Below are 25,256 nucleotides of genomic sequence, written 5' to 3' on the forward strand. Positions count from 1 at the left end.
TTTAAGTATAGCAACAAATGTAACATAAAATTATATAAGTGTAAAAAAAACACTTTACAATAATTTTTATTAAATTGGCTTTTACAATGATTTTCTTAAATTGCTTCAAAATAATATATGGCGTTAAATAAATATAGTAATGCAGACAAAATCCTCTTAGCTGTTGATTGTATTATTTTTGGTTTTGACAAAGGGGGATTAAAAATTTTATTGATTAAAAGGGATTTTGAGCCTGAACAAGGGAAGTGGTCCTTAATGGGGGGGTTCTTAAAGGAGGATGAGAATTTAGATGAAGCAGCTATTCGTATTTTACAGCATCTTACGGGTTTGCGAACCATATATATGGAACAGCTTTATACGTTTAGTAAAGTAGACAGGGATCCTGTTGAACGCACCTTATCGGTAGCTTATTATGCGTTGATTGATATCGCTATGCACGATCAGGAGTTAGTTAACACGTCTGCACAATGGTTTAGTTTAGATAAAGCACCCCATTTGATTTTTGACCACAGTCAAATGGTTGAAAAAGCGATTGCACGATTAAAGCGAAGGGCGTTGAGTAAGCCCATTGGTTTTGAGCTTTTGCCTCCAAAATTTACCATGCGTCAATTGCAGAAATTATATGAATCTATTCTTGATAAAAAATTAGATAAACGAAACTTTATTAATAAAATAAACTCCTTTGGCATATTGGTTAGATTGGATGAAAAAGATACTAACGCATCAAAAAAGGGCGCTTATTTATATACTTTTGATAAGGTGAAGTATGATGAAAAAGTGTTAGAAGGCTTTAATTTTAAAATCTAATTATTTCTGATTTACCAAATCCATTAAATTCACATCATTACCCAATAAAATTTCAGTAGGATTGATGCGCCCTTTCATCGAATCATTTTCTAATTTTAAGACACCTCTTGGGCAAACCGCGCTACAAATGCCACAACCTACACAGCTGCTCCTTACAATGTTTTCGCCTTTTTGGGCATACGCGCGCACATCAATACCCATTTCGCAATAGGTAGAGCAATTACCGCATGAAATGCACTGTCCACCATTTGTAGTAATCCTAAATTTAGAAAATAAGCGTTGCTGGAAACCAAGAATGGCAGCCATGGGGCAACCAAATCGGCACCATACGCGACTTCCAAAAATGGGATAGAAACCCGTGCCAATAACGCCGGAAAAAATAGAACCGATTAAAAATGCATAGGTGGTTCTTAAGGTTTCTGATTTAAATAAAAAAAGCGTGGTGTTCGTGCTAAAATAATGCAATCCAATAAGAAAAATGATGATTACAAAATAACCAATCGCTCCATAACGGGCATCCTTCCCAAGTTCTTGTCGTTTGAAAATCATGGTTAAAGCAAAAACGAGTGTTAAAATTGCCGTTACCAAACCTAAAAACAATTTTCTAGTCAGCCAGTATTTACTAGAGTCGTTTCCTAAATAAGAACAAACTACTGCCGTAGTCATCAACACCACGAATACCAAAACGCTATGCACTACCCATCGTTCTATTTTCCAAGCGATTTGACGTTTATCACTTAAATGTCTGAAAGGGTCACCAACCGTTTCTGCCAATGCACCACAACCACAAACCCAAGAACAATACCAACGTTTTCCATATTTATAAGTGAGGATTGGAGTGATTATTAAAATTGAAACAATACCAAAAATCAATAAACCCAAACCAACATCGCCCGCATCTATAAATTGATTTACTCTGTAACGTTCAAAATTATAATAGTTTAAGGGCCAAATGCTTTTTAAATCATAATAAGGCAAATCCGAATTTAAGCGATACATCAATTCCGGAATTAAAAAAGCAAAAGCCAGTTGAAAAAACATCACAGAAACAGTTCGCAATTTTTCATGTTTGTTATCACGATATTTCAACATGAACTTATAGCCAAAAACGAGAATGGCAAGGGTATAAAGCGTTCCATAAACAAACCATTGGCTTGCTGGTCTACCGCTTAATAATTGACTTAATGGATCGAATAGCGCAATTAATCCAGTGTTATTTTGTCCGTCAGAAGCTAGCCCTAAATATTGTGGATAAAAATAAAGTACAATATAAAAAAGTGTTAAAAATATTCCTGTAAGCCATCCTAAAATACCTCTTGATGAAATAGATTTAAACCAAACGCCGTCATTTTTTATGCCTTTGGATGTATTTAAATAAGCATCATTGGAAAAAATAACTGTACCAACTGTAATTAGAACGGTGGAGAGCGTTAAAAACAAGCCTTTATTTGAAAAATTCGTATTGAAAAGCGCAAGCACTAAAATGAAACATCCAGTAAAACCAATAGCTAATGCTATTTTTTGTTTTACGGAAAGGTCTTGAGCATCTGGTTTTGCTAAAGACATACTTTGATTCGGTTTATGGCTCATACAATCTGTAATTGGTTTTTATAAGCATTTTGAATGGCTTGCTCATAGTGCTTGTAAAATTCTGGGTCGAAATTAGCCTCCGATAAATGATTAATAACATAATCCACATCTCGTTTTTCCGTCAGCCACCTATCAAAAACTTCGTGACGCATTCTGATGCCAAAAGTATTAATCCCTAAAAATTCATTGGTGTTTCTATTAAAAGCGATCGTAATACATTTGGTGTCGTCATCATGTTTCCAATGCACATGTTCCTCATAATCTGGTTTTCCTTTTGAACCATGAACCCAACCATAGGTTTGATATTCAATATCAAAAAACTTGGCAGAATTAAACCAATGTCCGGGATTATAGGGCATTTTGTTGCTACAAATAGTTTGTGCCACAACTTCACCCATGATACGGCCTGTGTACCAAACGGCTTCAATGGATTTTCTTTTTCCAATGGCTTCACGTTGTTCGGCACAATCGCCAATGGCATATACATTTGGGATATTGGTTTCTAAAAACCGATTTACTAAAACACCTTTGTTGGTTTCTATATCAGACAGTTTTATAAAATCTATATTAGGAGAAACGCCCGCCGTTAAACCTACAAAATCACAAGCAATTTCCTCGCCAGTCTCTTCAATAATTACAGATTTTACTTTGCCCTGTTCACCCGAAACAATCTCTTTTAAATTGGATGATAATCGTAAATCAATATGATGATTTTTAATATGTCTGTTAATCATATCGCTTTCGCCATCAGGTAAAACGCCATTCCAAAAACTACTTTCACGAACTAAAAACGTGACTGGAATTTTTCTAGAATTGAGCATTTCAGCCAATTCAATACCAATCAAACCACCACCAATAATCACGGCACGTTTGCAAATGGTGTTGTTTGGTGCATGTACTTCTAAATTTTCTAAATCTTGTTTACTGTAAAGCCCTTGCACCCCTTTTAAATCCTGACCTTTCCATCCAAATGTATTGGGTTTGCTGCCAGTGGCAATAATCAATTTGTCGTAATCTAGTTTATCACCATTTGAAAAATGAAGGATTTTTGTCGCTGTGTCAAGGGTTTCTATAAATCCTTTTTTAAGGTTGATTCGGTTTTTCTCCCAAAACCAATCTTCGTAAGGTTTGGTATGTTCGAATTTCATGTGCCCCATATACACATACATCAATGCTGTTCGGGAAAAGAAGTACTCAGATTCACCTGAAATGATAGTGATTTTTTTATTGGAAAGCTTTCTAATATGTCGGGCAGCCGTCACGCCAGAAATACCATTACCAATAATAACAACGTGTTCCATGAAATGTGATTAGTATCAGGTTTGTCGATGGGTTTGTTAAAAACTTATGTTATAAATTCATTTTGTTTAAATTTAAACATTAAATTTTAGGTATGAGAAAATTTTTTGGGCTGTTTGCCATTTTTTTAATGAGTGCTTGCGCGATGGCTCCCGCCAAGCCAGAAAAAATCAATGGGGTTAGTTTTGTATCGTCCAGAGATACTATTAACGCGACGCATATAGACCCCGTTGTTAATATTCATGCCAATTATGCCTCCATCATGCCTTTTGCATTTATTAGGGATATTATTAATCCTGAGATTCATTATAATAGGAATAATCAATGGTTTGGAGAATCTAAAAGAGGTGTCAGGCAATACATTGAAAGCTTGAATGCACGTGGTATAAAAATTATGCTGAAACCTCAAATTTGGGTGGCTAGAGGTACATTTACAGGCTTGATTAAAATGGAAACTGAAGAAACTTGGTTGCAATTGGAACAGTCGTATTCCAACTATATTTTAGATTTTGCAGCCGTAGCTGAAGAGGTTCAAGTCGATATTTTTTGCATTGGAACAGAATTGGAAAGTTTTATAGACCACCGTCCAGAGTATTGGAAACAGCTAATAACAGAGATTAAAAAAGTATATAAAGGAAAACTAACGTATGCCGCTAATTGGAATGAATATGATAGAACACCTTTTTGGGAACAACTTGATTATATTGGCATTGATGCTTATTTTCCAGTGAGCGATTTGCAAACCCCTACTTTAGAAGATTGTAGATTGGGTTGGTTACAACATAAAGACACCATTCATGCCTTTTCTAAAAAATACAATAAGCCTATTTTATTTACCGAATATGGTTATAGAAGCGTCGATTTTGCTGGAAAACAGCCTTGGCGAAGCGATAGAGACATGAATCAAGTGAATTTTGAAGCTCAAAAAAATGCGACGCAAGCACTATTGGAAACCTTTTGGGGCGAAGAGTGGTTTGCTGGCGGCTTTGTCTGGAAGTGGTTTCATAATGCTGAACGTACAGGAGGTGAGGATGCTTCTCAATTTTCACCACAAAACAAACCTGCGGAAGCTATTTTAAGAGATTGGTATTCTAAATATTGAGTTTATAAATCTTCTTTTTTTAATATAAACTTAACCACATAATTTATCATTCTCAAGGAGAACTCTTAGTTTTGCAAAAAAGATTTTATGAGGACGTTTGTTATTGGTGACATTCATGGCGGATTTAAAGCATTGATTCAAGTATTGAATCAACTTGAAATACAAGATGAAGACACACTTATTTTTTTGGGTGATTATGTAGATGGTTGGAGTGAATCGGCTCAAGTGATTCAGTTTTTAATAGAACTTTCAGAGAAAATACATTGCATTTTTATTAAAGGCAATCATGATGTTTGGTGCGAGGAGTGGTTGAAATCAGATAAGGTTAACCCAACTTGGTATATCCATGGTGGCAAAGAAACTATGGAAAGTTATATTGGTTTTTCTAAAGAAAACAAAGAATTGCATTTCCAATTTTTTCAAAATATGCCACTTTATCATATAGATGATAAAAACAGACTATTCATTCATGCCGGATTTACATCGATGCATGGTGTAGAGAAAGAAGTTTTTAAAGAGACGTTTTATTTTGATAGAACGCTTTGGGAAATGGCCTTGTCTTTAGATAAAAATCTAGATGTGAATTCCGAATTATACCCCAACCGATTAAAACATTACAGCGAAATTTTTATTGGGCACACCCCAACCATCAATTTTAATTCTTACGAACCCATGCACGCTGCCAACGTTTGGAACATCGATACAGGTGCTACATTTTATGGTAAACTAACGGGCATGAACATTGATACCAAAGTCTTTTTTCAAAGTGATGTGGTAAAAACATTATACCCAAATGAGATGGGAAGAAATAAATTTTAATGACTGTTTTTTTTATTAAGTGGATATAGTTCCTGGTTAATAAAATCTTTCGGAAAATCCTCATCACCATCAAAACCCAATTCAATATCACGACCATCAAGAGGTACATGGCTTGTTTTAAAAAGGTAATCCCAAATACTTAAAGTGAGTCCGTAGTTAACCCCATATTTGGCATGTTTTGGAAGCTCTTTGGCATGGTGCCAAATATGCATTTTCGGGTTATTGAAAATGTATTTGAAAACACCGTAATTCCAACCCAAATTGGCGTGATTTAAATGCCCAATCACAATATTAAAAAAATGGACAATAGCTACATCTTGCGCATTGAATCCGCCAATAATGGCAAGTGGAATATAACGTAACGAATTATATACCACTGGTTCCATCCAATGGTAACGCAAATGGGCAGCAAATCCCATTTCCTTAACGCTGTGGTGCACTTTATGAAAGTTCCATAAAAAAGGAACTCTGTGCAGTAAACGATGGGTGTTCCATTGAACAAAATCGTTCACTACAAAAAAAATAAACAAACCTAGCCATTTGGGCCATTGGTTGGAATCAAATATTTGGAAGCTTGATATGGATAATCCTACGGTTTTTAAAATGTCATTAAAAATAGCTTCAGCCGTATTTGAAAGCGCAATAAGTACAATGAGATTAAGTAAAAAGAAATTAAAAAACATATAAAAGGTGTCTAGCCAAAAATCTTTCCTAAAAATAGATTGGTTTTTTCGCCAAGGAAAGAAAATCTCAAGAAGCCAAACTACTAATGAAATAACAATTAAACCATAAAAATAATTGTCCCAATGGTTAATGGAAATCAACTCATGCTTGAGGTAATTCCAGTAACCGGAATAGGCGTTTTTTATGATGTCTAGGTATTTTTCCATAAATTTCCTGCGAAGGCAGGAATCTGTTTTTACGTTAAGATGTTGCTCATTTTTAGTTAAGTCATTGCACGGATATGATGAGATTCCTTCATTATATTCGGAATGACGTTATATCGTTTTAATAAGCTCTTTAAAAAGTATAATCATATCTGGTTCTGCTTTTTCAGCCATGCCAACAATTTCCGTAATATTCACTGGTTTAAGATTATCGGGGTCGCATTCATCCGTTAAAACAGAAACGGCGGCCACTTTTAATTTTAAATGATTGGCAACAATAATCTCTGGGACGGTACTCATACCCACGGCATCGGCGCCTAAAATTTTTAACATGCGGTATTCTGCTCTGGTTTCCAATTGTGGTCCCACCACACTGGCGTAGACACCTTCATGTAATTTTATATTATTTGCTTTCGCAATGTTTTTGAATTTCGAATTAATGGCTGCATCATACGGCGCGCTCATGTCTGCAAATCGTTCGCCTAAATGTTCCACGCCTTTAAAAGCTAACGGGGAATTTCCCTGAAGGTTGATGTGATCTTCAATAAGCATGAGTTCGCCCTTTTTAAAATTAAGATTGATGGCACCCGCAGCATTGGAAACCAATAAGGTTTTTATACCCAATTTTTCCATAATACGAACGGGATACGTCACGTCTTGTAGCGAATAGCCCTCGTAAAAATGAAAACGTCCTTGCATAACGATGACTTTTTTACCTTCTAAAATGCCATAAATAAGTTTGCCTTTGTGAAACTCTACGGTAGCTGTTGGAAAGTTTGGAATGTGATTATAACTGGCTTCTTTTAATATTTCTATTTCATTCACCAATTGCCCAAGACCAGTGCCTAGAATAATTCCAATTTCAGGATTTTCAAAACCTTTACCGTGAAGATAATCAACGGTTTCTTTTATATCATTAATCATTAATTATTGATTTTTATTGTAACTAGATTCCATTAAATCGTCATAGGTGTCTATGTCGCTTAATGTCTCTAAAGTAGTGAATTTGATGTTGTTTTCCATTAACTCATCCAAGGTTTCTTCCAATAAATTTGATGAGCTCCATGGTTTGTTTTTAAAAAGTGTGTTGTTCATTTGGGAAAGTCCCAATAAATAGTAACCACCATCTTTTGCAGGACCTATAACTACTTTGTGAGTATTTAAATTTTGATAAGCGGAATTGATATGAAGTGGTTTCAAATCGAATAAATCGCTACCAATAATGACTACTTTTTCATAACCCAATTGAAATAATTCTAAAAAAGCAGTTTCCATTTTTTCTCCTAAGTCCCCTTCAGATTGTAATTTTTTTCTAAAAATAGCATCTTCCCAAAGATCATTTTTTTGAATGGTTTCAGAATAAAAAACAAATCTATCTGCCACAATACTTTTAGCAACATTGGACGTGTGAAATAGTAACTGTTTGTATATTTCTAATGCGGCTTCATCACCTATGGTTTCGGCAAGCCGTGTTTTACATTTGCCTAGTTCTGGATTTCTGACAAATATTATTAAGGCGTTTTTTGATGTTGGAAAATGAAAATCGTCCATCATGTCTTGATCGTCATCACTATCCTTATTCCTTAAAATGCCCATTTATTTTTTAAATTTTTTGTTAAGCCACGCTACCTTGGCAACTGCTTCCGGCACCAGCAGTACAGCCATAACAATGTTGGGAAATAACAATATCGCGCCCTATCAACAAATCTTCATTATATTCCGAAATATGCTTTGCTTTACTGTTTATTGGTAAACTCAGCATTTGGTTAAAATCACAGTCGTATAAATATCCATCCCAACTTACGGATAGCGTATTGGTACACATCACCTTTGCTACGGCTGCCGGGTTGTAAGCTTCTACCAATGCATACATATAATCTTCGTAATTATCGGATGCTATCAAATAGTCTAAAAAACGGCTGATTGGTAAATTCGTAATGGCAAACAGATTGTTGAATTGGATATTAAAATCAGCGTTCAAAGCCTTTTTAAAATCTTTTTCCAATGACGATTGATTGCCAGGTAAAAACGCACCAGTCGGATTGTAAACCAAATCTAATCTTAAATTACTGTCTGGCATACCATAACCAATAGCATTTAACATTTTTAATGCTGTAATAGAAGCATCAAAAACACCGTTACCACGTTGCTTATCTGTTTTTCCTTTGGTCCAATGTGGCATCGAACTTACAATATGTATGTTGTGCTTTTTAAAAAATTCAGGCAAATCATGATGCTTTTTATTGGAGGTAATAATAGTTAGGTTGGAGCGGACAATAAAATCCTTGATGCCAACTTTACTTGCTTCTTCTACAAACCATCTAAAATTAGGATTCATTTCTGGTGCGCCCCCTGTTAAATCTAGAGTATGTGCGCCAGTTTGGTTTATAATCTCCAAAATGTGTTGCATAGTATCACGAGTCATGATTTCCTTGCGGTCTGGGCCTGCATCTACATGGCAATGCTCGCAAACTTGGTTGCACATATATCCCACATTTATTTGAAGGATTTCAAGTTTTTTTGCTTTTAACGGAAATTGATTTGTTTCTGAAATTTTATCTTTAAAAGTCGGTAAGTCACCACTTTTAAAAATACCATTAGATAATATTTCTAACTGTCTTTTTGAATTAGCAAGTTCGCTGTGGCGTTTATGTAACGATTTTAACATGAAATGGTTTTTGGTCTAAGGTATTGGGTCTAGGGTCTCTGGTCTTCTATCTGTTGTCTTCAGTCTTCAATCCCAATTACATGTCTAACTTATTCACCTTATTCATCATTTGCACACCATGCACCAACGATGCGCCGCCTCTTATGGCTGCGGCCACATGCAAGGCTTCCATCATTTCTTCTTTTGTAATGCCACGTTGCAAGCCATCTCCGGTATAAGCATCAATACAATAGGGGCATTGAATGGTATGGGATACAGCTAAGGCAATCAAGGATTTTTCACGCTCAGTAAGTGCGCCTTCTTCAAATACTTTTCCATAGTAATCAAAGAATTTTGTGCCCAATTCTTCATTCCATTCAGAGATTTTGCCAAATTTTTTTAAATCGGCTGGGTCATAGTAGGTTTTTTGCATGATGTCTATTTTTTGTTCTAAAGATAAAAATCTATTTGCTTAGGTCGAAAAAAAGAAACCGACTTAACATAAAAGATTGTTTTTATTTGTCATCCAATTAGGATTAAACCTATGTCTATGGTATTTTTGCATTTTAAATAAATGAATAAATTATCCCGTCATGTTATTAGATGCTACACTGTTATACCCCTTAAAATTTCAACCCATTTACACGTACCGCATTTGGGGAGGAGATAAGTTGAAAACGGTTCTTAATAAAGAGTATGACGAAGATTTTATTGGAGAATCATGGGAAATTTCGGATGTTGAAGATAATGAAACAAAAGTTTCTGGAGGGGTATTAGAAGGTAAAACCTTAAGAGATTTAATAAAAGTATATAAAGAAGCATTTGTTGGCAACAAAGTTTATGAAGCTTTTGGTGATGAGTTTCCGTTGCTGATTAAATTTTTGGATGCTAAAACACCCTTGTCCATTCAAGTACATCCAAGTAACGAATTAGCTAAGGAACGCCATAATTCTTTCGGAAAAAATGAAATGTGGTACATTATGCAAGCCGATGAAGCCGCTGAAATAATTGTAGGGTTTAATAAGCAAGTTGAAAAAGAAGATTATGTTAAGCATGTTGAAAACTCTACGGTGACCGATATTCTGAATATTGAAAAAGTAACTAAAGGCGATGCATTTTATATTCCAACAGGTCGTGTTCACGCTATTGGTGCTGGTGTGTTGTTGGCTGAAATTCAGCAAACATCAAACATAACCTATAGAATTTATGATTATGATAGGGTTGAAGCTAAAACAGGAGAAAAAAGAGAACTACATACCGCATTAGCCGTAGATGCTATTGATTATGCTTTTTACGACACATATAAAACCCATTATAAGGCTGAATTAAACACATCTTGTGAATTGGTGCATTCCCCATATTTTAAAACTAATATTATTGAAATAGAAGGGGGGATGAAAATAGATTATTCGAATCTCGATTCTTTTGTTATATATATGTGCGTTGAGGGCAATGCTGTTTTAGAATACGCTAATGTGACTTTTAGTTTAAATAAAGGGGAAACCATTTTATTGCCAGCGGCTATTGATTATGTTAAGCTTAAAGCCGAAAAGAAATCACGGATATTAGAAGTGTCGTTATAAAAAAAATCCCGTAACAATTAAGTTTCGGGATTTTTTGTGGTACCTCCAGGAATCGAACCAGGGACACAAGGATTTTCAGTCCTTTGCTCTACCAACTGAGCTAAGGTACCTCGCCAAAGCGGATGCAAATATAGATTCATTTTTATTATTCCCAAAGGAAAATTTATAAAAATTGGTTTCGTTTGTAAATTTGTTTGACCGCCGTAATTCGTTAGCTGAATAATATTTTAATTAAAGGTAATTTATTGTTTGATCGTTTTGTAATTTTATGGCTTTACTTTTAAAAATGAATTTGATTATTGATATTGGTAATTCTTTTGTTAAACTAGCTGTTTTTCAAGACACTGAGTTGGTGTTTAAAAAAGATATTAAGCTAGATGTTATTGTAAAACATATAGATATTTTAAGGAAAGAATACACACCCATTGAGAAAGCTATCATTGCTTCAGTTGCTAAATTAAAAGAAAGAGATCTGGAGTATATTAGAAAAAACTTTGATTTAGTGGAGTTAAATTATAAAACAGCAGTCCCTTTTATTAATCTTTATGAAACCCCAAGCACCTTAGGTTTGGATAGAATAGCTTTGGTTTCTGCTTCAATTATGCATTTTCCCTATAATAATGTACTTATTATAGATGCCGGCACTTGTATAACTTACGATTTTGTGAATGCTAAAAACGACTATTTAGGAGGAGCCATTTCCCCAGGAATTTCTATGCGCTATAAATCGTTACATAATTTAACGGCCAATTTACCGTTGTTAGAGAAAGAAATGCCCGAAAACATTATTGGAACTTCAACAAATGGTTCAATACATTCAGGGGTTATTAATGGTATTTTAAAGGAAATTGATGGAAATATTGAAACGTATCAAAAAAAATATTCAGATTTAACAGTTATTTTAACAGGTGGTGATGCTAATTTCTTGTCTAAACAATTAAAAAGTAGCATATTTGCCAACTCCAATTTTCTTTTGGAGGGACTGAACTATATTTTACAATTTAATTCAAACTAATGATTAAAAAACTGGTATTAGTTTTTATTGCGATTTTAACATTACAATCTTATGCGCAACAGCGCGGTACGGCATCACCATATTCTTTTTATGGAATTGGCAGTTTAAAGTTTAAAGGTACCGTAGAAAACCGAAGTATGGGCGGGTTAAGTATTTATACAGACAGTATTCATTTAAATTTAAGAAATCCGGCATCCAATGCGACAGATAATTTAGGGATTTATGGTGGCGAAAACAGACCAGTAAAATATTCTATTGGAGGAGGCCATTCCAGCGTTGGATTAAAGAGCAGTAATGGTAGTGATAATTCGTCAAGCACTTCTTTTGATTATATTGCCTTATCCCTTCCTATGGGGAAATTTGGGTTAGGCTTTGGTCTTTTGCCATATACTTCTGTGGGTTACAGATTAGAATCTGTAAATGAAAATGGTGATATTTCAAATAGATTTAACGGACAGGGTGGTTTAAATAAGGTGTATTTCGGTTTGGGATATTTAATTAAGAAAGGACTAAGCGTGGGTATTGACGCCAATTATAATTTTGGTAGTATTCAAAATAGTGCTATTGAGTTTCTTTATGATACTGATGGCGTTCCATTGCTAATTCAATCCCGAGAAAATAATAGATCAGATTTAAGTGGTTTAAATATTAATTTAGGGCTTTCATACAAAACCATGCTAAATAAAAAATTAGAACTGGTTACAGGAATAACGTTTACTCCAGAAAGCAATTTGACTTCAAATAATGAACGGTCTTTTTCAACAATTACAGTATCGTCTGAAGGTTTGGAATCTGTTAATAGTACCATTGATTACGATTTAGATGCCATCGGTCTTAAGGAAACAGATTTAGTGCTGCCCTCTAAGTTTTCAATAGGTGTAGGTATTGGGGAAGTTAGAAAATGGTTTGTAGGCGCAGAATTTGCATCGCAAAGCACAAATAAATTTTATAATGCATTATATAGTAATAATGGTACAACTTACGAGAATGGCTATTCTTATTCTTTGGGTGGTTTTTATATACCAGATTATGATTCTTATGAAACTTCCCTATCGAGTTATTTTAAGCGATGGGTTTACAGGGGTGGTTTGCATTACGAAAAAACAGGTTTAAATATAAATAACGAATCAATTAATGAGTTTGGCATATCTTTTGGAGTAGGCATACCACTAGGTAGTATGTTCTCTAATGCTAACTTGGGTTTTGAAATTGGTAAACGCGGTACAACTAATAGTAATTTAATACAAGAGAATTTTATAAACTTTCAAATAAGTTTATCTTTAAATGATAGATGGTTTGAAAAAAGCAAATACAACTAACAAATAATTAAGTTTAAATTTAATATCATGAAACAGAACATTACATTATTATTCACACTACTCTTCATAGGTTTGAATATGGGTTTTTCTCAGGACAATGAAGAAGATATGGTTACCATGTCTTTAATCAATGACTATGCTAAAGCAAAGAATTATGATGCAGCATACAAACCTTTTATGGAGTTAAGACAACGAAATCCAAAATATAACAGAGCCATTTTTGTTTATGGAGAAAGTATTCTTCTTGATAAAATTGAAAAATCTTCAGGAGCTGAAAAAGTAGCTTTTATAAATGATCTCGTAAAAATGTGGGATGAAAGAGCTGTACATTTTCCTGGTAATAATACAGCACAGGGTACACCAAAAGGTCAATTTCTTGCCAAAGGGTGCCAGTTAATGTACGATCACAAAGATATATTAGGTAAAACCGATCTCGAATTGTATGATTGTTTTGATGCGGCTTATAATGCTGATAAAGAAACATTTACCGACCCTAAAGCTTTATACACATACTTCTCATTAATGGTTGATTTGTATGATGCAAAGGCGAAACCAGCTGAAGATTTATTTAATAAATATGATGATATCGTTGAAAAAATCGAAGTAGAGGTTAAAGACTCTTCCGAAAAATTAAATGTCCTTATTGAAAAAGAAGCAGCAGGTACAGCATTAGCAGGTAGAGAAGGACAATTTAAAGATTTCTATGAACGTAATCTAGCCAATTATGATTTAATTTCTGCTGGAATTGATCAAAAATTAGGGGAAAGAGCCAATTGCGAAAATTTAGTCCCTTTGTATGAGAAAGGCTTTGAACAAAATAAAGGAAATGCCCTTTGGTTACAAAGAGCAGCTGGTAAAATGTCTGAAAAAGAATGTACTGATAGCCCTTTATACTTTAAAATAGTTAATGCGTACCATGAGTTAAGTCCGTCGGCTAGATCCGCTTATTTCTTGGGCATATTAAAAGATAAGGAGAATAAACCTAATGAGGCCATTGAATTTTATGAACAAGCCATTAGTTTACAAACAGATAATTTTGAAAAAGCCAAATTATATAGCTTAATAGGTTCAAAACTAAAAGCTAAAGGCAGATATGCACAAGCAAGAGGGTATTACAGAAATGCTTTGAAATTTAACCCTTCAAACTTAAACCCTCATCTATTGATTGCCGCTATGTATGCAGCAAGTGCCAATGATTGTGGTGATAGCCTATTCAATAAAAAAGCAGTGTATTGGTTAGCTGCAGAGGAAGCTAGAAAAGCAGGTGGTGCAGGTGCGAAATATGTAGATAGTTATTTAGATAGAGCGCCTTCAAAACCAGAGATATTTTCCGCTAGTAATGAAGGTCAGACTATTAATATTGGTTGTTGGATTGGAGCTTCGGTTACAGTACCAAAACTTTAAATGCATTTTTTAAAAAAACATACTATTCTAAACATAGTCACAGTCATTACTGTGACTATGTTTTTTTCATGTAAGGACAACTTTAAGGAAGTCCAAAAAATTGGTATTTCAGAAAATGAGCCTATTGGTGTTGCAGATACCATTAATTTAAAATACACCGATTCGGGCAGGGTAAAGGCCATTCTTATTAGCTCAAAAATGCTTGACTATGGCAATAGGGATTTTCCCTTTACTGAGTTTCCCGAAGGCATTTATTTGGAAGTTTTTGACGAAGATAATAACAAAAGTGTTGTGGTGGCAGATTACGCCATTTCATACTCACAAACAGATATCTTAGATTTACAGGGTAATGTTAAGCTTTCAACTTCAAAAAAAGACACCTTATTCGCAGAACAATTGTATTACGACCAACGCCAAGAATGGTTGTTTACCAATAAGCCTGTAACTTTTAAAATTGGATTTGATAAAATAAATGGCACAGGGTTCAATTCTAATTCTAAATTCACCAATGCCGAAGTTCTGGAAGTAAATGGCATTATTACTGTTGATGAATAATTGTAGATTTCGTTAGGCACCCTCTAGAACATACTTTTTCATTATCTTTACACTACAAAAATTTTTATTTATGCAATTCACCAAGTTTTTTCAATATGCCTATTTAGTTTTTGCGGGTCTGTTTTTATATGACGCCATTATTAATTGGGGCCATAATAAATCTTATGTCTCGTTAGCCTTGGCGGGATTAGCTGTTTTTATTTTTTTCTTCAGGAGACGATTCAATAAAAAATATGATAATAAAAACGATTCAAAATAAATGGGGACTTATGTTTTAATTGTCATTATCACATTAATTCTGTCCGCTTTTTTTTCGGGCTTAGAGATTGCCTATATATCCTCAAATAAAATTCATCTAGAAATTGAAAAAAAGCAAGAAGGTATTTTAGCAAAAATATTAACCAAACTAACCGCTAAACCTTCAAAATTCATTACAACCATGCTTATTGGCAATACTCTCGCATTGGTTATGTATGGTTTTTTTATGGGAGATTTGCTGGTAAGTTGGTTTCAATCCATGCTGCCAACATCTTCTTCGTTTTTAAATTATATGCTAAATGATTTAAGTTTATTAACGCAAGTCGTCTTATCCTCCTTACTTATTTTGATCACCTCTGAATTTTTGCCTAAAGTATTTTTTCAAATTTATTCGAATTTGTTGCTTAAAGTATTGGCGGTTCCTGCTTATATATTTTATGTGTTATTTACATTTTTATCGGACTTTATCATTTGGATATCAGACGTTGTTTTGAAGTATATATTTAAAGGAGAAGGCGATCAAATACAGTTTGCATTTACAAAAGTAGAATTGGGCAATTACATAAGCGAGCAAATGGAGTTTGTTGAAGAGCATGAAGATGTAGATACCGAGATTCAAATATTTCAAAATGCCTTAGAGTTCTCAGAGTTAAAAGCAAGAGATATTATGGTGCCCAGAACCGAGATTGTTGCGCTAGAAATTAATGAAAGTATAAACACATTAAATGCTTTGTTTACAGAAACTGGCTATACAAAAATATTGGTTTATAAAGATACTATTGATGATATTTTAGGGTATGTACATTCTTTTGAATTGTTTAAAAAACCAAAAACAATAAAATCGGTATTGCTTCCGGTAGAGTTTGTGCCAGGAACGGTTTTTATTCACGAAGTGCTTAATATTTTAATAAAAAAACACAAAAGTATTGCTGTGGTTTTAGATGAATATGGAGGAACTTCAGGAATTATGACGGTGGAAGATATTGTGGAAGAATTATTTGGTGAAATTGAAGATGAACATGATAGTATCGACTTAATTGAAGAAAAAATAGAAGCTCATTTGTATAAGTTTTCAGCACGTTTGGAAGTTGATTACATCAATGAAACCTATAAAATAGATTTGCCCGAAAGTGAAAATTATGATACCATTGGAGGATTGATTGTTGATGAGACCGAAGAGATACCTTTGCAAGGCGAGATAATTGTTGTAAACGATGTGTTTCAGTTTACGATTTTAGAAGCATCAAACACTAAAATTGATTTGGTAGAACTGAAAATTTTAGAGGAAGATTGATTTCCAAAAACATTACATAATTAATGCGCCTTTCTGCTTTTATTATTAAATAGAAAATAGTATTTTCGCGCACTATATTTTTTTCTCACGAGAAGGGATTATTAAAATATTTATATAATTTTTCAACTTAATTGATTTTAACAAGTTAAATCCAAAGAGGATTTTTAAAAAATTTAAATGACAAATGGCAGTTTTAAATAAAATCAGACAACGTTCACTTTTCTTAATAATTATTATAGCATTAGCATTATTTGCTTTTGTTTTAGATGGCGTCATTAGAAACATAGGTACGCCTTCAGCTAAATCACAAAATACAGTTGGTGTTGTAAATGGTAAAGATATTACGAGAGATGATTTTTTACAAAAAGTTGAGGTTGCCCAAAGACAAGCTGGAGCAAGTGCAACCAACAACCAAGTGATAAATAGTATTTGGGATCAAGAAGTGAGAAAAGCCATTATGGAAACTCAGTTTGAAAAATTGGGAATGACCGTTGAAAAAGACCAAATGCGTGATGTTTTAAGAACAGCTTTAGGTGGTAGTGCCGAGTTTTTAAATGAAGCAGGATTATTTGATGAGAATAAACTGAACGAATTTATAGCAAACTTAAAAGAAATATCTCCTAACCCTGGATATATTAGCGGACAGCCTATAACGTATTCAGATTGGGTAAATTATGAAAAATCGTTAGCGTCTAGCGCTTTACAGCAAAACTATTTTAATATGGTTAAAGCAGGTTTAACGGGCACACTTGCTGAAGGTGAATTGGAACATAAGTTGGAAGGTAACAAAGTGGATTTAAAATATGTTCAAATTCCATATTCATCTATTGTTGATAGTACTGTTGTTGTTTCAAAATCTGAAATTTCAGATTACATAAAAAAACATGAAAAACAATACCAAGTTGAAGCTTCTACAGATATTAAATATGTTGAGTTTAAAGAAGAAGCTAGTGTAGAGGACGAAAATGTTCTTAAAGAAGAGCTTAACGCCTTGTTAAACGACAGAGAAGAATATAACGAAGGTCTTAAAACCAGTGAAACGGTAACAGGATTTTTAAATACAGCTGATAATGCTGATTATGTAAATGCCAATTCCGATATTAAATTCGATGATCGTTTTATATTTAAATCTTCATTACCAACAGTAGCGGCAGATAGTATTTTTAATTTAAGTATAGGACAAGTTTACGGCCCATATAAAGATAATGGCAATTTTAAAATATCTAAATTAATTGCAGTTAAGCAAGTTCCGGATTCTGCGAAAGTAAGACATATATTAATTCCGTTTTTAGGTTCTGCAAGTGCTGATCCAAGTACGACAAAAACCGAAGAGCAAGCCAAGATTTTTGCCGATAGCCTACTGTCTGTTGTTAAAAAAGATCGTTCTAAATTTCCTGAATTTGTAAAAGATTATTCTGCTGATACTGGAAGTATTGAAAATGGGGGTGAGTACGATTGGCACCCATATAATACGATACCAGTTCCTGAATTTAATGATTTTGAGTTTGAAGGAAAAACAGGAGACTTAGGGGTAGTGAAAACCGTTATGGGTTTTCATATTATGGAAGTTTTAGGTCAAAAAGGTCAAAGCAAAGTAGCTCAAGTGGCAACAATTGCAAAAAAAATAGAGCCTTCAGAAGAAACCATATCTACAGTATTTAGAAATGCATCAAATTTTGAAATAGCTATTGGAAACAAAGATTTTGACGCTGTAGCCACAGAGAGTAAATATACTGTGCGTCCTGTAAATGGTATTAAAGTATTAGATGAAAATATTCCTGGAATTGGCAGCCAAAGGCCTATAGTGCGTTGGGCTTTTAGTGATGAAGCTAAAATAGGAGATGTTAAAAGATTTAGTATCCCTAATGGTTATGCTATTGCACAATTAGTTGCAAAACATGAAGAAGGACTCATGAGTGTTGACGAAGCTACCGCTACAGTTTTGCCAATTATAAGAAAAGAGAAAAAAGCCAAAATTATTAGAGATAGAGTAAAAGCTACAAATTTGGAGGCTTTAGCAACAGCTGAAAATACAACGGTAAAAACGGCATCTGCTATTAATATGAAAAATCCAACTATTTCTGGAGCAGGAAGAGAGCCATTGGTTGTAGGCGCAGCATTTGGCTTAAAAGAAGGGCAAACTTCTAAATTAATTGATGGGGCATTTGGTGTTTATATGGTTCAAGTAGCTAAAGTAGAGCCAGCTGTTAAGTTAGATTCATATCAGGCTGCAGCTAATAGAGTGGAGCAAGAAAAAGTAAATGTGGTATCTTCAAAATTATACGATGCATTAAAAGAAGCATCAGAAATCGAAGATAACAGAGCTAAAACACAAATTCAATAAAGGTTAAAAACATATTCCATAAAAAAGCCTCATACTAATTGAGGCTTTTTTATGGAATATGTTTTAGTACCAAATCATCATAGGGGATAACAGTCTCAAATCCTTTGCCCTTAAAATAGGCTGTTGGATTGGTTTTGCAGGTAGCCATAACAAAATCACCTCCCCAAGCACCAAGACTTTTTATGTGTCCGTTAAAATCATCAAATAAAACGGTTTTCACAGGTTGGTGTTTTATAATATTTGAAATAATATGTTCGTGTTTAAGGATCAAGCTATCAAAATCCTCTAACGATTTACAAGACACCATTTGCGTTGTTATCTTATTAATATCAATAATAGATGACTTTATACTTTTTCTATTCTCTTTATATTTTGAAATCCCATCTCTGCTATTTTGTTTTTTATTCAAATACACAAAATAAAGATGTTCTTTAAATGAAGGATTGAATTCAACTATTTCAACTAATGGTTTGCCATTTTCTAACTGATAACAAATAGGGTGATTATGTTGCGCGCAAGCAATATCGTAACCACTACCACCAAAGGTTTTTTCTAAGAGCATATAAGCGTCTATACGTGCCCACAGTGCTATATTATTTATCAATGTAGATGAAGTGCCCAGTCCCCAATTTTTAGGAAATGTAAGAGATGTGGTAATTTTAAATCCACCATTCGTATTTAAAAAATCAGGATTGAGTTGTTTAGCTATATTTAATATTTGAAAAAGCCTTTTTGAAATGTCATTGCGAGGAGTCACCGACGAAGCAATCGGTTCAATTAAAAATTCATCTTCAAACCAACTATTTCCAGTTTCATCCAAACTGTTCCAAATAATTTTTTGGTCAGTGATAGTTTCAATTGATAAGGATTGTCCGTATTTCGTCGGAATCGCTAATGAAATAGCACCGTCAAGCACAAGATATTCACCCGAGATTAAAAGTTTTCCGTTACTGTAATAAGATTCATTTTTCATATAGAAAATTAATCATCAATGCACATTCTTAAATTTGCCAGAGTGTCAGAAACAGCACTGAAACTAACGGTATTTGTTTTAAAATGTTCAATCAAAATAACTTTTTCGGCATCATTGGCATTAAATTGATTTAAAATGTTCATTAAATGCATTTTCATGTGACCTTGTTGAATACCCGTAGTTGTAAGTGAACGTAAAGCCGCAAAATTTTGTGCCAATCCAGCCACAGCAACAATTTCCATGAGTTCTTTGGCGGTTGGTTTACCTAGCATTTCCAAAGCCAATTTAACCAAAGGATGTAATCCGGTAAGGCCACCAACGGTACCTAGCGCCAGCGGTATTTCCAACCAAAATGTAAAAATGCCATTTTCAATTTTTGCATGTGTTAAACTACTATAACTGCCGTTTCTGGATGCATACGCATGAACGCCAGCTTCCACCGCCCTAAAATCGTTTCCAGTAGCCAAAACAACGGCATCAATACCATTCATGATTCCTTTATTATGGGTTACGGCACGATAGGGTTCTACTTCAGCAATTTTTATAGCTTGAAGAAATCTGTTGGCAAATGCTTCTCCTGAAAAATCAATATCATCACTTAACTCTTCAACCTTACAGCTTACTTCAGCGCGTACCAAACAATCTGGAACATAATTGGATAAGATACTCATCACGATGTCTATTTGCTTTTCCTTTTCAGTGAAACCATCAAAAAGTAAAGCTTCACGTTTAAAGGTTTTTGCAAATTGCTCTAAACAGGAGTTAATAAAATTGGCGCCCATGGCATCTAAGGTTTCAAAAGACGCATGGATTTGATAATAACCTCCAATGTTGGTGGTTTTATCCCGTAATTCCATATCAATAATACCGCCACCACGTAATTCCATGTTTTTGGTAATGGGCTTACAGTCTTCGATAAGTTTCTGTTTTATACTGATAAAAAAGGCCTTTAATATTTCTGTTCTACCATGATACATAAAATGTACCTGACCAATTTTGGTGGTAGAAATAACCTGTGTTTTAAAACCACCTCTGTCCATCCAAAATTTAGCAGCTTTACTGGCTGCTGCCACCACCGAACTTTCTTCGATGGCCATAGGAATGGTGTAAAGCCTATTATTAATTAAAAAATTAGGAGCGACCCCAAAGGGCAGATAATAGTTGGATATGGTGTTTTCAATAAACTCATCATGAAGCTGTTGCAATTTGTCGTCAGAGTTCCAATATTGCTTTAAAATGTGTTCAGCATTACTAGAGTTTGAAAAATAAGTATCAACAATCCAATCTATTTTTTTGGATTTAGAAAGTTTAGAAAAACCAGAAATAGTTTTGCCCATAGTAGCATTATTACACGGCAAAGATACTATTCTTGAGGTGAAATTGGAATATCTTGTTTTTACAGACTTATTTGTCTTGTAAAATTGCCTTTTTTTGCATAATTTTTAGTAAACTTGAAAACTTTTATTAATACATCAATGATTATTTGAAATTGACGAGATTATTCTAATGTTAAAATTGTAAATGCCATAGTATTACGAATAAATATTCATAAATTATCACAACTATTTTATGACAGAAACCCCAGTAAAACCTTCCGAAAAAGAATTGTTTGGACATCCAAAAGGACTGTTTATTCTCTTTTTTACAGAAATGTGGGAACGTTTTTCATTTTATGGAATGAAAGCCCTCTTGATTTTTTACCTTACAAAATACCATTTGTTTTCTGATATTAGCGGCAATTTGTTAATAGGAAGTTACGCAGCATTGGTGTATGCTGTACCAGTTGTAGGAGGTTTTATTGCAGATAAATATTTAGGTTTTAGAAAGGCTATAGTTTTTGGAGGCATCATGCTTGTTTTGGGTCATGCTGGTATGGCATATGAAGGTAATGCTGCCACACAAAGCTTAACAGGAGAAATTGTAAGAGATGATTTTGCGCTTCAAATATTTTATTTGTCATTAGCTTTTATCATTTTAGGAGTTGGATTTTTAAAAGCTAATATTTCTTCTTTGGTAGGAGAGTTGTATCATGAAGGGGATAAACGTAGAGATTCAGGGTTTACCATATTTTACATGGGAATTAATTTAGGATCCTTTTTAGCAACCATTATATGTGTTTGGCTAGGGGAAACGTATGGTTGGAGCTATGGGTTTGGAGCTGCTGGTGTTGGTATGTTTTTTGGACTTGTAACATTTATTTCTGGAAAAAAATATCTGTTAGGTAAAGGAGAATCAAATGCAATAGAATGGTTATCTAAAAAAACCATGGGTATTAGAAACGAATCGCTCATTTATATTTTAAGTGTATTGTCTACCTTATTGTTATGGCAAATGGTGCAAAGTCACAGCGTGGTTCAAAATTTGTTGATAATAGCTGGTTCTGTATCATTTATTTATATAGTTTATTATGCCGTAACACAATTAGATAAAACAGCAAGAGAGCGCCTTATAGCTCTAACTATATTGATTATTTTTACAATAATTTTTTGGGCATTATTCGAGCAAGCTTATACTTCTATGAATTTATTTGCAGACAGAATTTTAGATAGGGGCAATATTGCTGCAGGTACATTTCTAAGTTTGAATGCTCTTTTTATTATATTGCTCGCCCCGATTTTTGCATGGTTATGGGTAAAACTTGGCAATTACAATCCGAACACTGCGGTAAAATTTTCGTTGGCATTAATGCTGGTTGGATTGGGTTTTGGCGCATTGGTGATGGGAATTAATGCTTCAGAAATGGGTAAAGTAGCCATTTTTTGGTTGGTAATAACCTATTTTTTACATACGTGTGGTGAGTTGTGTTTGTCCCCAGTTGGATTATCTGCAGTTACAAAATTGTCACCCTTAAAAATTGTTGGGTTTATGATGGGCGTATGGTTTTTGGCAACAGCAAGTTCCGAATTTATTGCATCCCTTCTAGCAAATATAGCTTCTGTTGATACTGCCAATGGTACTGCTCCAGACTTAAATCTAGCAAAACAGAGCTATTTGAAACTTTTTGAATATTTATTTTATACAGGATTAGGTTTTGGAGGATTGCTTTTATTGCTCTCACCCATCATCAAAAAGTTAATGCACGGAGTTGATAAAGAATTAAATAACTAAAGATATGAGTGAAAATTCAACAGACCAATTTTTTAAAAGTACGGTTTTAGGGCATCCATCTGGATTATTCGTTTTATTTTTTACCGAAATGTGGGAGCGTTTTTCTTATTACGGAATGCGAGCGCTTTTGGTTTTATTTTTTACGGCGTCACTACTAGATGAAGGATGGGGTTGGCCAAAGGAACATGCTCTAGCTATTTTCGGAACCTACACATCGTTGGTATATTTATCAACCATGCTTGGAGGCTATTTCGCTGATAAAATTATAGGGTTTAGATGGGCCGTTGTTGTGGGTGCATTATTAATGACCATAGGACATGCTTGTATGGCTTTGGAAACATCATTTTTTATTTATTTAGGACTTACTTTTTTAGTGTTTGGTAGTGGGTTTTTTAAGCCGAACATGACCTCTATAATCTCCGAAATTTATAAAGATAGACCAGGGAAAAAGGATGGGGCCTATACTATATTTTATATGGGTGTGAATGCAGGCGCTTTTTTCGGAATTATGCTTTGTGGCTATTTGGGCGAGAAAGTAGGCTGGAGTTGGGGGTTTGGTATTGCAGGAATATTTATGTTTTTTGGGTTGCTTCAATTCTGGAAGGCACAAGATATATTTGGAGATATTGGTTTAAAACCAAAAGTAAAAACGGATAATGAAAATGAATTGTCAATAACTGAAGAGAATGGAGGGAAACTTAATCCATTTACAAAATTACAGTTATCCATTATAGCCGTGTCTTCATTTTTAGGATTAACTTGGGTGCTTAACGACCCCATTTCAAAAATTACTGAAGGAGCCACAAATCTTTATAGCTTCGATATCAATGGCTTTGATGGTAATAATGTGGTCATATTAACAGCTTTAGGCCTTTTTGTCTTGCTTTTGTTTTTAAGAATACCAAAGTATATTCCTGTTGTAAGGGACAGAATGTTGGCAATTGTTTTTTTTGCCTTTATTACCATGTTTTTCTGGGCAATCTTTGAGCAATCTCCAGGATCTTTAACATTATTTGCTAGAGATTATACTCAAAGAATTCTTGAAGGAAATACGGGGTTGATTTTTAAAATTGTCGATTCTTTAATGACGATTGTTCCATTAGGTATTATTACGTATGTATTGATTTTATTGTTTAAACAAACTTTTAAAAGGTTTGCTTTGGCAAATATTATTTTAGCTTTTAGTTTTATTATAGTTTGGGGAATTGCGCTTTGGAAAGTTTCTAATGATTTTAAATCCTCATCATATGTTGTCGAGTATGTTAATAATAATGGAGATACGGAAACAGCAAAAGTGGTCACTTCCAAATCATTTAATGAAGGAGAGTCATTGCCGATTATTGATAATGAATCCATTTCTTTATACGATCCAATTGCAGAAAGCAATAAAGATAAAGTTGTAAAAAATAATGTGCTTTTTGATTCCAATGATGTAGAAATGGGAGAAGTATTCTCGGCTAAAATCGCAAGGGTTTTTAAAGAAGATAAAATAGGAGCAGGGGTTCAAATTAATAAAGCTGAAGTTGTTTTTTACAATTCTAAAGGAGAGAAAAAAAGTAAAATTATAAAGCTTAGTAAGGATGATTTGCAGAAATATGGAGAAGGTTCAGATTTACAATTATTCATAACACATAATATAGGATATGATATTAAAGAATCCAATAAAAATCAAGCAGTAGTTACAGCAAAAGAAAGTGCTGTTGAAATTGGTGCTACCTGGTTTTCTATATTAAATTCTTTATTCATTATTGCATTAGCACCATTATTTTCAAGATGGTGGGAAAGTAAATATAATCCTAGTGCTAATGGAAAATATGCTATAGGCATGTTATTGTTGGGATTAGGAATGGCGGCTGTAGCTATAGGGGCTAGCGGCATTGCACCTGGAGCAAAAACCGCATCAGTTAGCATTATTTGGCTCATATTGGTTTATTTATTTCATACTATGGGCGAATTATGCATATCTCCAGTAGCCTTGTCTTATGTAAGTAAATTGGTTCCAGGAAGAATGATCGCCATGATGTTTGGTATTTGGTATTTAGCTGTTGCCATCGGGATGAAATTAGCAGGGATGTTTGGTGAGTACTCCGAAACCATAGCTGCAGAGAAGGGTTTAAGCACATTTTTCTGGATATTAACTATTATTTCTCTTGTACTAAGTGGGGTTGCGTTATTAACAACACCATTATTTAAAAAGCTAATGCATGGTATCCGTTAATCGAAAAAATAGTTAAAATAAAATCAAAAACCCC

22 protein-coding genes and 1 tRNA gene are annotated in these 25,256 nt (G+C 34.0%); 13 read left to right on the forward strand and 10 right to left on the reverse strand.

The genetic code is table 11. The features are described from left to right. Positions 1-117: 117 nt before the first annotated feature. Positions 118-807, forward strand: a complete 690-nt coding sequence (locus CDH49_RS04435) for an NUDIX hydrolase (RefSeq protein WP_100614174.1) — start codon at positions 118-120, stop codon at positions 805-807. Here CDH49_RS04435 and CDH49_RS04440 read toward each other — a convergent pair whose 3' ends face one another. Both CDH49_RS04440 and CDH49_RS04445 read right to left on the reverse strand, forming a co-directional pair. Beyond that, positions 808-2,397, reverse strand: coding sequence for a 4Fe-4S binding protein (locus CDH49_RS04440; protein WP_100614175.1), 1,590 nt, complete (start codon positions 2,395-2,397; stop codon positions 808-810). It lies immediately after the preceding gene. Continuing rightward, positions 2,394-3,698: an NAD(P)/FAD-dependent oxidoreductase gene (locus CDH49_RS04445; RefSeq protein WP_100614176.1), complete on the reverse strand. Its 1,305-nt coding sequence runs from the start codon at positions 3,696-3,698 to the stop codon at positions 2,394-2,396. Before CDH49_RS04445 ends, CDH49_RS04440 begins: the two co-directional genes overlap by 4 nt. 92 nt (positions 3,699-3,790) lie before the next feature. Between CDH49_RS04445 and CDH49_RS04450 the strand changes: the two genes are divergently transcribed. Beyond that, positions 3,791-4,798, forward strand: coding sequence for a glycoside hydrolase family 113 (locus tag CDH49_RS04450; protein WP_239970571.1), 1,008 nt, complete (start codon positions 3,791-3,793; stop codon positions 4,796-4,798). An 87-nt stretch (positions 4,799-4,885) separates the two neighbouring features. Beyond that, entirely contained in the window at positions 4,886-5,617 is a 732-nt protein-coding gene (locus CDH49_RS04455) for a metallophosphoesterase family protein (RefSeq protein ID WP_100614177.1), read from the forward strand. Here CDH49_RS04455 and CDH49_RS04460 read toward each other — a convergent pair. From CDH49_RS04460 to CDH49_RS04480, 5 genes are all read right to left on the reverse strand, one after another. Beyond that, positions 5,614-6,507 (reverse strand): sterol desaturase family protein, encoded by an 894-nt coding sequence (locus tag CDH49_RS04460; RefSeq protein ID WP_100614178.1) that lies wholly within the window; start codon positions 6,505-6,507, stop codon positions 5,614-5,616. The genes CDH49_RS04455 and CDH49_RS04460 overlap by 4 nt on opposite strands. 108 nt (positions 6,508-6,615) lie before the next feature. Further along, a complete protein-coding gene (locus CDH49_RS04465; protein ID WP_100614179.1) occupies positions 6,616-7,428 on the reverse strand; it encodes a purine-nucleoside phosphorylase in 813 nt (270 codons plus the stop codon). 3 nt (positions 7,429-7,431) lie between these two features. Further along, a complete protein-coding gene (locus tag CDH49_RS04470) occupies positions 7,432-8,100 on the reverse strand; it encodes a TIGR04282 family arsenosugar biosynthesis glycosyltransferase (protein ID WP_100614180.1) in 669 nt (222 codons plus the stop codon). A 19-nt stretch (positions 8,101-8,119) separates the two neighbouring features. Further along, positions 8,120-9,172, reverse strand: a complete 1,053-nt coding sequence (gene arsS, locus CDH49_RS04475; RefSeq protein WP_100614181.1) for an arsenosugar biosynthesis radical SAM (seleno)protein ArsS — start codon at positions 9,170-9,172, stop codon at positions 8,120-8,122. A gap of 76 nt (positions 9,173-9,248) precedes the next feature. Next, complete coding sequence (locus CDH49_RS04480) at positions 9,249-9,584, reverse strand: arsenosugar biosynthesis-associated peroxidase-like protein (RefSeq protein WP_100614182.1); 336 nt, start codon at positions 9,582-9,584, stop codon at positions 9,249-9,251. A 160-nt stretch (positions 9,585-9,744) separates the two neighbouring features. Between CDH49_RS04480 and CDH49_RS04485 the strand changes: the two genes are divergently transcribed. Further along, positions 9,745-10,734, forward strand: a complete 990-nt coding sequence (locus tag CDH49_RS04485) for a type I phosphomannose isomerase catalytic subunit (protein ID WP_100614183.1) — start codon at positions 9,745-9,747, stop codon at positions 10,732-10,734. A gap of 37 nt (positions 10,735-10,771) precedes the next feature. Here CDH49_RS04485 and CDH49_RS04490 read toward each other — a convergent pair. Further along, a tRNA-Phe gene (locus tag CDH49_RS04490) sits at positions 10,772-10,844 on the reverse strand. Positions 10,845-11,020: 176 nt separating this feature from the next. Between CDH49_RS04490 and CDH49_RS04495 the strand changes: the two genes are divergently transcribed. The 7 genes from CDH49_RS04495 to CDH49_RS04525 all read left to right on the forward strand — a co-directional run bounded on the left by CDH49_RS04495 (position 11,021) and on the right by CDH49_RS04525 (position 18,923). Beyond that, positions 11,021-11,749, forward strand: a complete 729-nt coding sequence (locus CDH49_RS04495) for a type III pantothenate kinase (RefSeq protein ID WP_100614493.1) — start codon at positions 11,021-11,023, stop codon at positions 11,747-11,749. Next, a complete protein-coding gene (locus tag CDH49_RS04500; protein WP_100614184.1) occupies positions 11,749-13,068 on the forward strand; it encodes a hypothetical protein in 1,320 nt (439 codons plus the stop codon). Before CDH49_RS04495 ends, CDH49_RS04500 begins: the two co-directional genes overlap by 1 nt. A gap of 27 nt (positions 13,069-13,095) precedes the next feature. After that, positions 13,096-14,472, forward strand: a complete 1,377-nt coding sequence (locus tag CDH49_RS04505; RefSeq protein WP_100614185.1) for a hypothetical protein — start codon at positions 13,096-13,098, stop codon at positions 14,470-14,472. Further along, entirely contained in the window at positions 14,473-15,027 is a 555-nt protein-coding gene (gene lptC / locus CDH49_RS04510) for an LPS export ABC transporter periplasmic protein LptC (RefSeq protein ID WP_100614186.1), read from the forward strand. Positions 15,028-15,097: 70 nt separating this feature from the next. Next, positions 15,098-15,286: a hypothetical protein gene (locus tag CDH49_RS04515; protein ID WP_100614187.1), complete on the forward strand. Its 189-nt coding sequence runs from the start codon at positions 15,098-15,100 to the stop codon at positions 15,284-15,286. Continuing rightward, positions 15,287-16,579 (forward strand): hemolysin family protein, encoded by a 1,293-nt coding sequence (locus CDH49_RS04520; protein WP_100614188.1) that lies wholly within the window; start codon positions 15,287-15,289, stop codon positions 16,577-16,579. Positions 16,580-16,763: 184 nt separating this feature from the next. After that, positions 16,764-18,923, forward strand: coding sequence for a peptidylprolyl isomerase (locus CDH49_RS04525; protein ID WP_100614189.1), 2,160 nt, complete (start codon positions 16,764-16,766; stop codon positions 18,921-18,923). A gap of 49 nt (positions 18,924-18,972) precedes the next feature. Here the strand turns inward: CDH49_RS04525 and CDH49_RS04530 are convergent, their stop codons facing one another. Together CDH49_RS04530 and CDH49_RS04535 are read right to left on the reverse strand one after the other, a co-directional pair. Beyond that, complete coding sequence (locus CDH49_RS04530) at positions 18,973-19,896, reverse strand: GYDIA family GHMP kinase (protein ID WP_100614190.1); 924 nt, start codon at positions 19,894-19,896, stop codon at positions 18,973-18,975. An 8-nt stretch (positions 19,897-19,904) separates the two neighbouring features. Continuing rightward, complete coding sequence (locus CDH49_RS04535) at positions 19,905-21,233, reverse strand: hydroxymethylglutaryl-CoA reductase, degradative (protein ID WP_100614191.1); 1,329 nt, start codon at positions 21,231-21,233, stop codon at positions 19,905-19,907. A gap of 232 nt (positions 21,234-21,465) precedes the next feature. Here CDH49_RS04535 and CDH49_RS04540 point away from each other — a divergent pair, with 232 nt between their 5' ends. Then, complete coding sequence (locus tag CDH49_RS04540; protein ID WP_100614192.1) at positions 21,466-23,004, forward strand: peptide MFS transporter; 1,539 nt, start codon at positions 21,466-21,468, stop codon at positions 23,002-23,004. 4 nt (positions 23,005-23,008) lie between these two features. Continuing rightward, positions 23,009-25,222 (forward strand): oligopeptide:H+ symporter, encoded by a 2,214-nt coding sequence (locus CDH49_RS04545; protein WP_100614193.1) that lies wholly within the window; start codon positions 23,009-23,011, stop codon positions 25,220-25,222. The last annotated feature ends 34 nt before the right edge of the window (positions 25,223-25,256 follow it).

This window comes from Confluentibacter citreus (assembly GCF_002807055.1).
In the GTDB taxonomy this organism is placed as follows: domain Bacteria; phylum Bacteroidota; class Bacteroidia; order Flavobacteriales; family Flavobacteriaceae; genus Confluentibacter; species Confluentibacter citreus.

Excerpts from the sequence above, each read along its gene's own strand:
- CDH49_RS04435 (WP_100614174.1), top strand. The coding sequence starts at position 118 with ATGGCGTTAAATAAATATAGTAATGCAGACAAAATCCTCTTAGCTGTT.
- CDH49_RS04440 (WP_100614175.1), bottom strand. The coding sequence starts at position 2,397 with ATGAGCCATAAACCGAATCAAAGTATGTCTTTAGCAAAACCAGATGCT.
- CDH49_RS04445 (WP_100614176.1), bottom strand. The coding sequence starts at position 3,698 with ATGGAACACGTTGTTATTATTGGTAATGGTATTTCTGGCGTGACGGCT.
- CDH49_RS04450 (WP_239970571.1), top strand. The coding sequence starts at position 3,791 with ATGAGAAAATTTTTTGGGCTGTTTGCCATTTTTTTAATGAGTGCTTGC.
- CDH49_RS04455 (WP_100614177.1), top strand. The coding sequence starts at position 4,886 with ATGAGGACGTTTGTTATTGGTGACATTCATGGCGGATTTAAAGCATTG.
- CDH49_RS04460 (WP_100614178.1), bottom strand. The coding sequence starts at position 6,507 with ATGGAAAAATACCTAGACATCATAAAAAACGCCTATTCCGGTTACTGG.
- CDH49_RS04465 (WP_100614179.1), bottom strand. The coding sequence starts at position 7,428 with ATGATTAATGATATAAAAGAAACCGTTGATTATCTTCACGGTAAAGGT.
- CDH49_RS04470 (WP_100614180.1), bottom strand. The coding sequence starts at position 8,100 with ATGGGCATTTTAAGGAATAAGGATAGTGATGACGATCAAGACATGATG.
- arsS (WP_100614181.1), bottom strand. The coding sequence starts at position 9,172 with ATGTTAAAATCGTTACATAAACGCCACAGCGAACTTGCTAATTCAAAA.
- CDH49_RS04480 (WP_100614182.1), bottom strand. The coding sequence starts at position 9,584 with ATGCAAAAAACCTACTATGACCCAGCCGATTTAAAAAAATTTGGCAAA.
- CDH49_RS04485 (WP_100614183.1), top strand. The coding sequence starts at position 9,745 with ATGTTATTAGATGCTACACTGTTATACCCCTTAAAATTTCAACCCATT.
- CDH49_RS04495 (WP_100614493.1), top strand. The coding sequence starts at position 11,021 with ATGAATTTGATTATTGATATTGGTAATTCTTTTGTTAAACTAGCTGTT.
- CDH49_RS04500 (WP_100614184.1), top strand. The coding sequence starts at position 11,749 with ATGATTAAAAAACTGGTATTAGTTTTTATTGCGATTTTAACATTACAA.
- CDH49_RS04505 (WP_100614185.1), top strand. The coding sequence starts at position 13,096 with ATGAAACAGAACATTACATTATTATTCACACTACTCTTCATAGGTTTG.
- lptC (WP_100614186.1), top strand. The coding sequence starts at position 14,473 with ATGCATTTTTTAAAAAAACATACTATTCTAAACATAGTCACAGTCATT.
- CDH49_RS04515 (WP_100614187.1), top strand. The coding sequence starts at position 15,098 with ATGCAATTCACCAAGTTTTTTCAATATGCCTATTTAGTTTTTGCGGGT.
- CDH49_RS04520 (WP_100614188.1), top strand. The coding sequence starts at position 15,287 with ATGGGGACTTATGTTTTAATTGTCATTATCACATTAATTCTGTCCGCT.
- CDH49_RS04525 (WP_100614189.1), top strand. The coding sequence starts at position 16,764 with ATGGCAGTTTTAAATAAAATCAGACAACGTTCACTTTTCTTAATAATT.
- CDH49_RS04530 (WP_100614190.1), bottom strand. The coding sequence starts at position 19,896 with ATGAAAAATGAATCTTATTACAGTAACGGAAAACTTTTAATCTCGGGT.
- CDH49_RS04535 (WP_100614191.1), bottom strand. The coding sequence starts at position 21,233 with ATGGGCAAAACTATTTCTGGTTTTTCTAAACTTTCTAAATCCAAAAAA.
- CDH49_RS04540 (WP_100614192.1), top strand. The coding sequence starts at position 21,466 with ATGACAGAAACCCCAGTAAAACCTTCCGAAAAAGAATTGTTTGGACAT.
- CDH49_RS04545 (WP_100614193.1), top strand. The coding sequence starts at position 23,009 with ATGAGTGAAAATTCAACAGACCAATTTTTTAAAAGTACGGTTTTAGGG.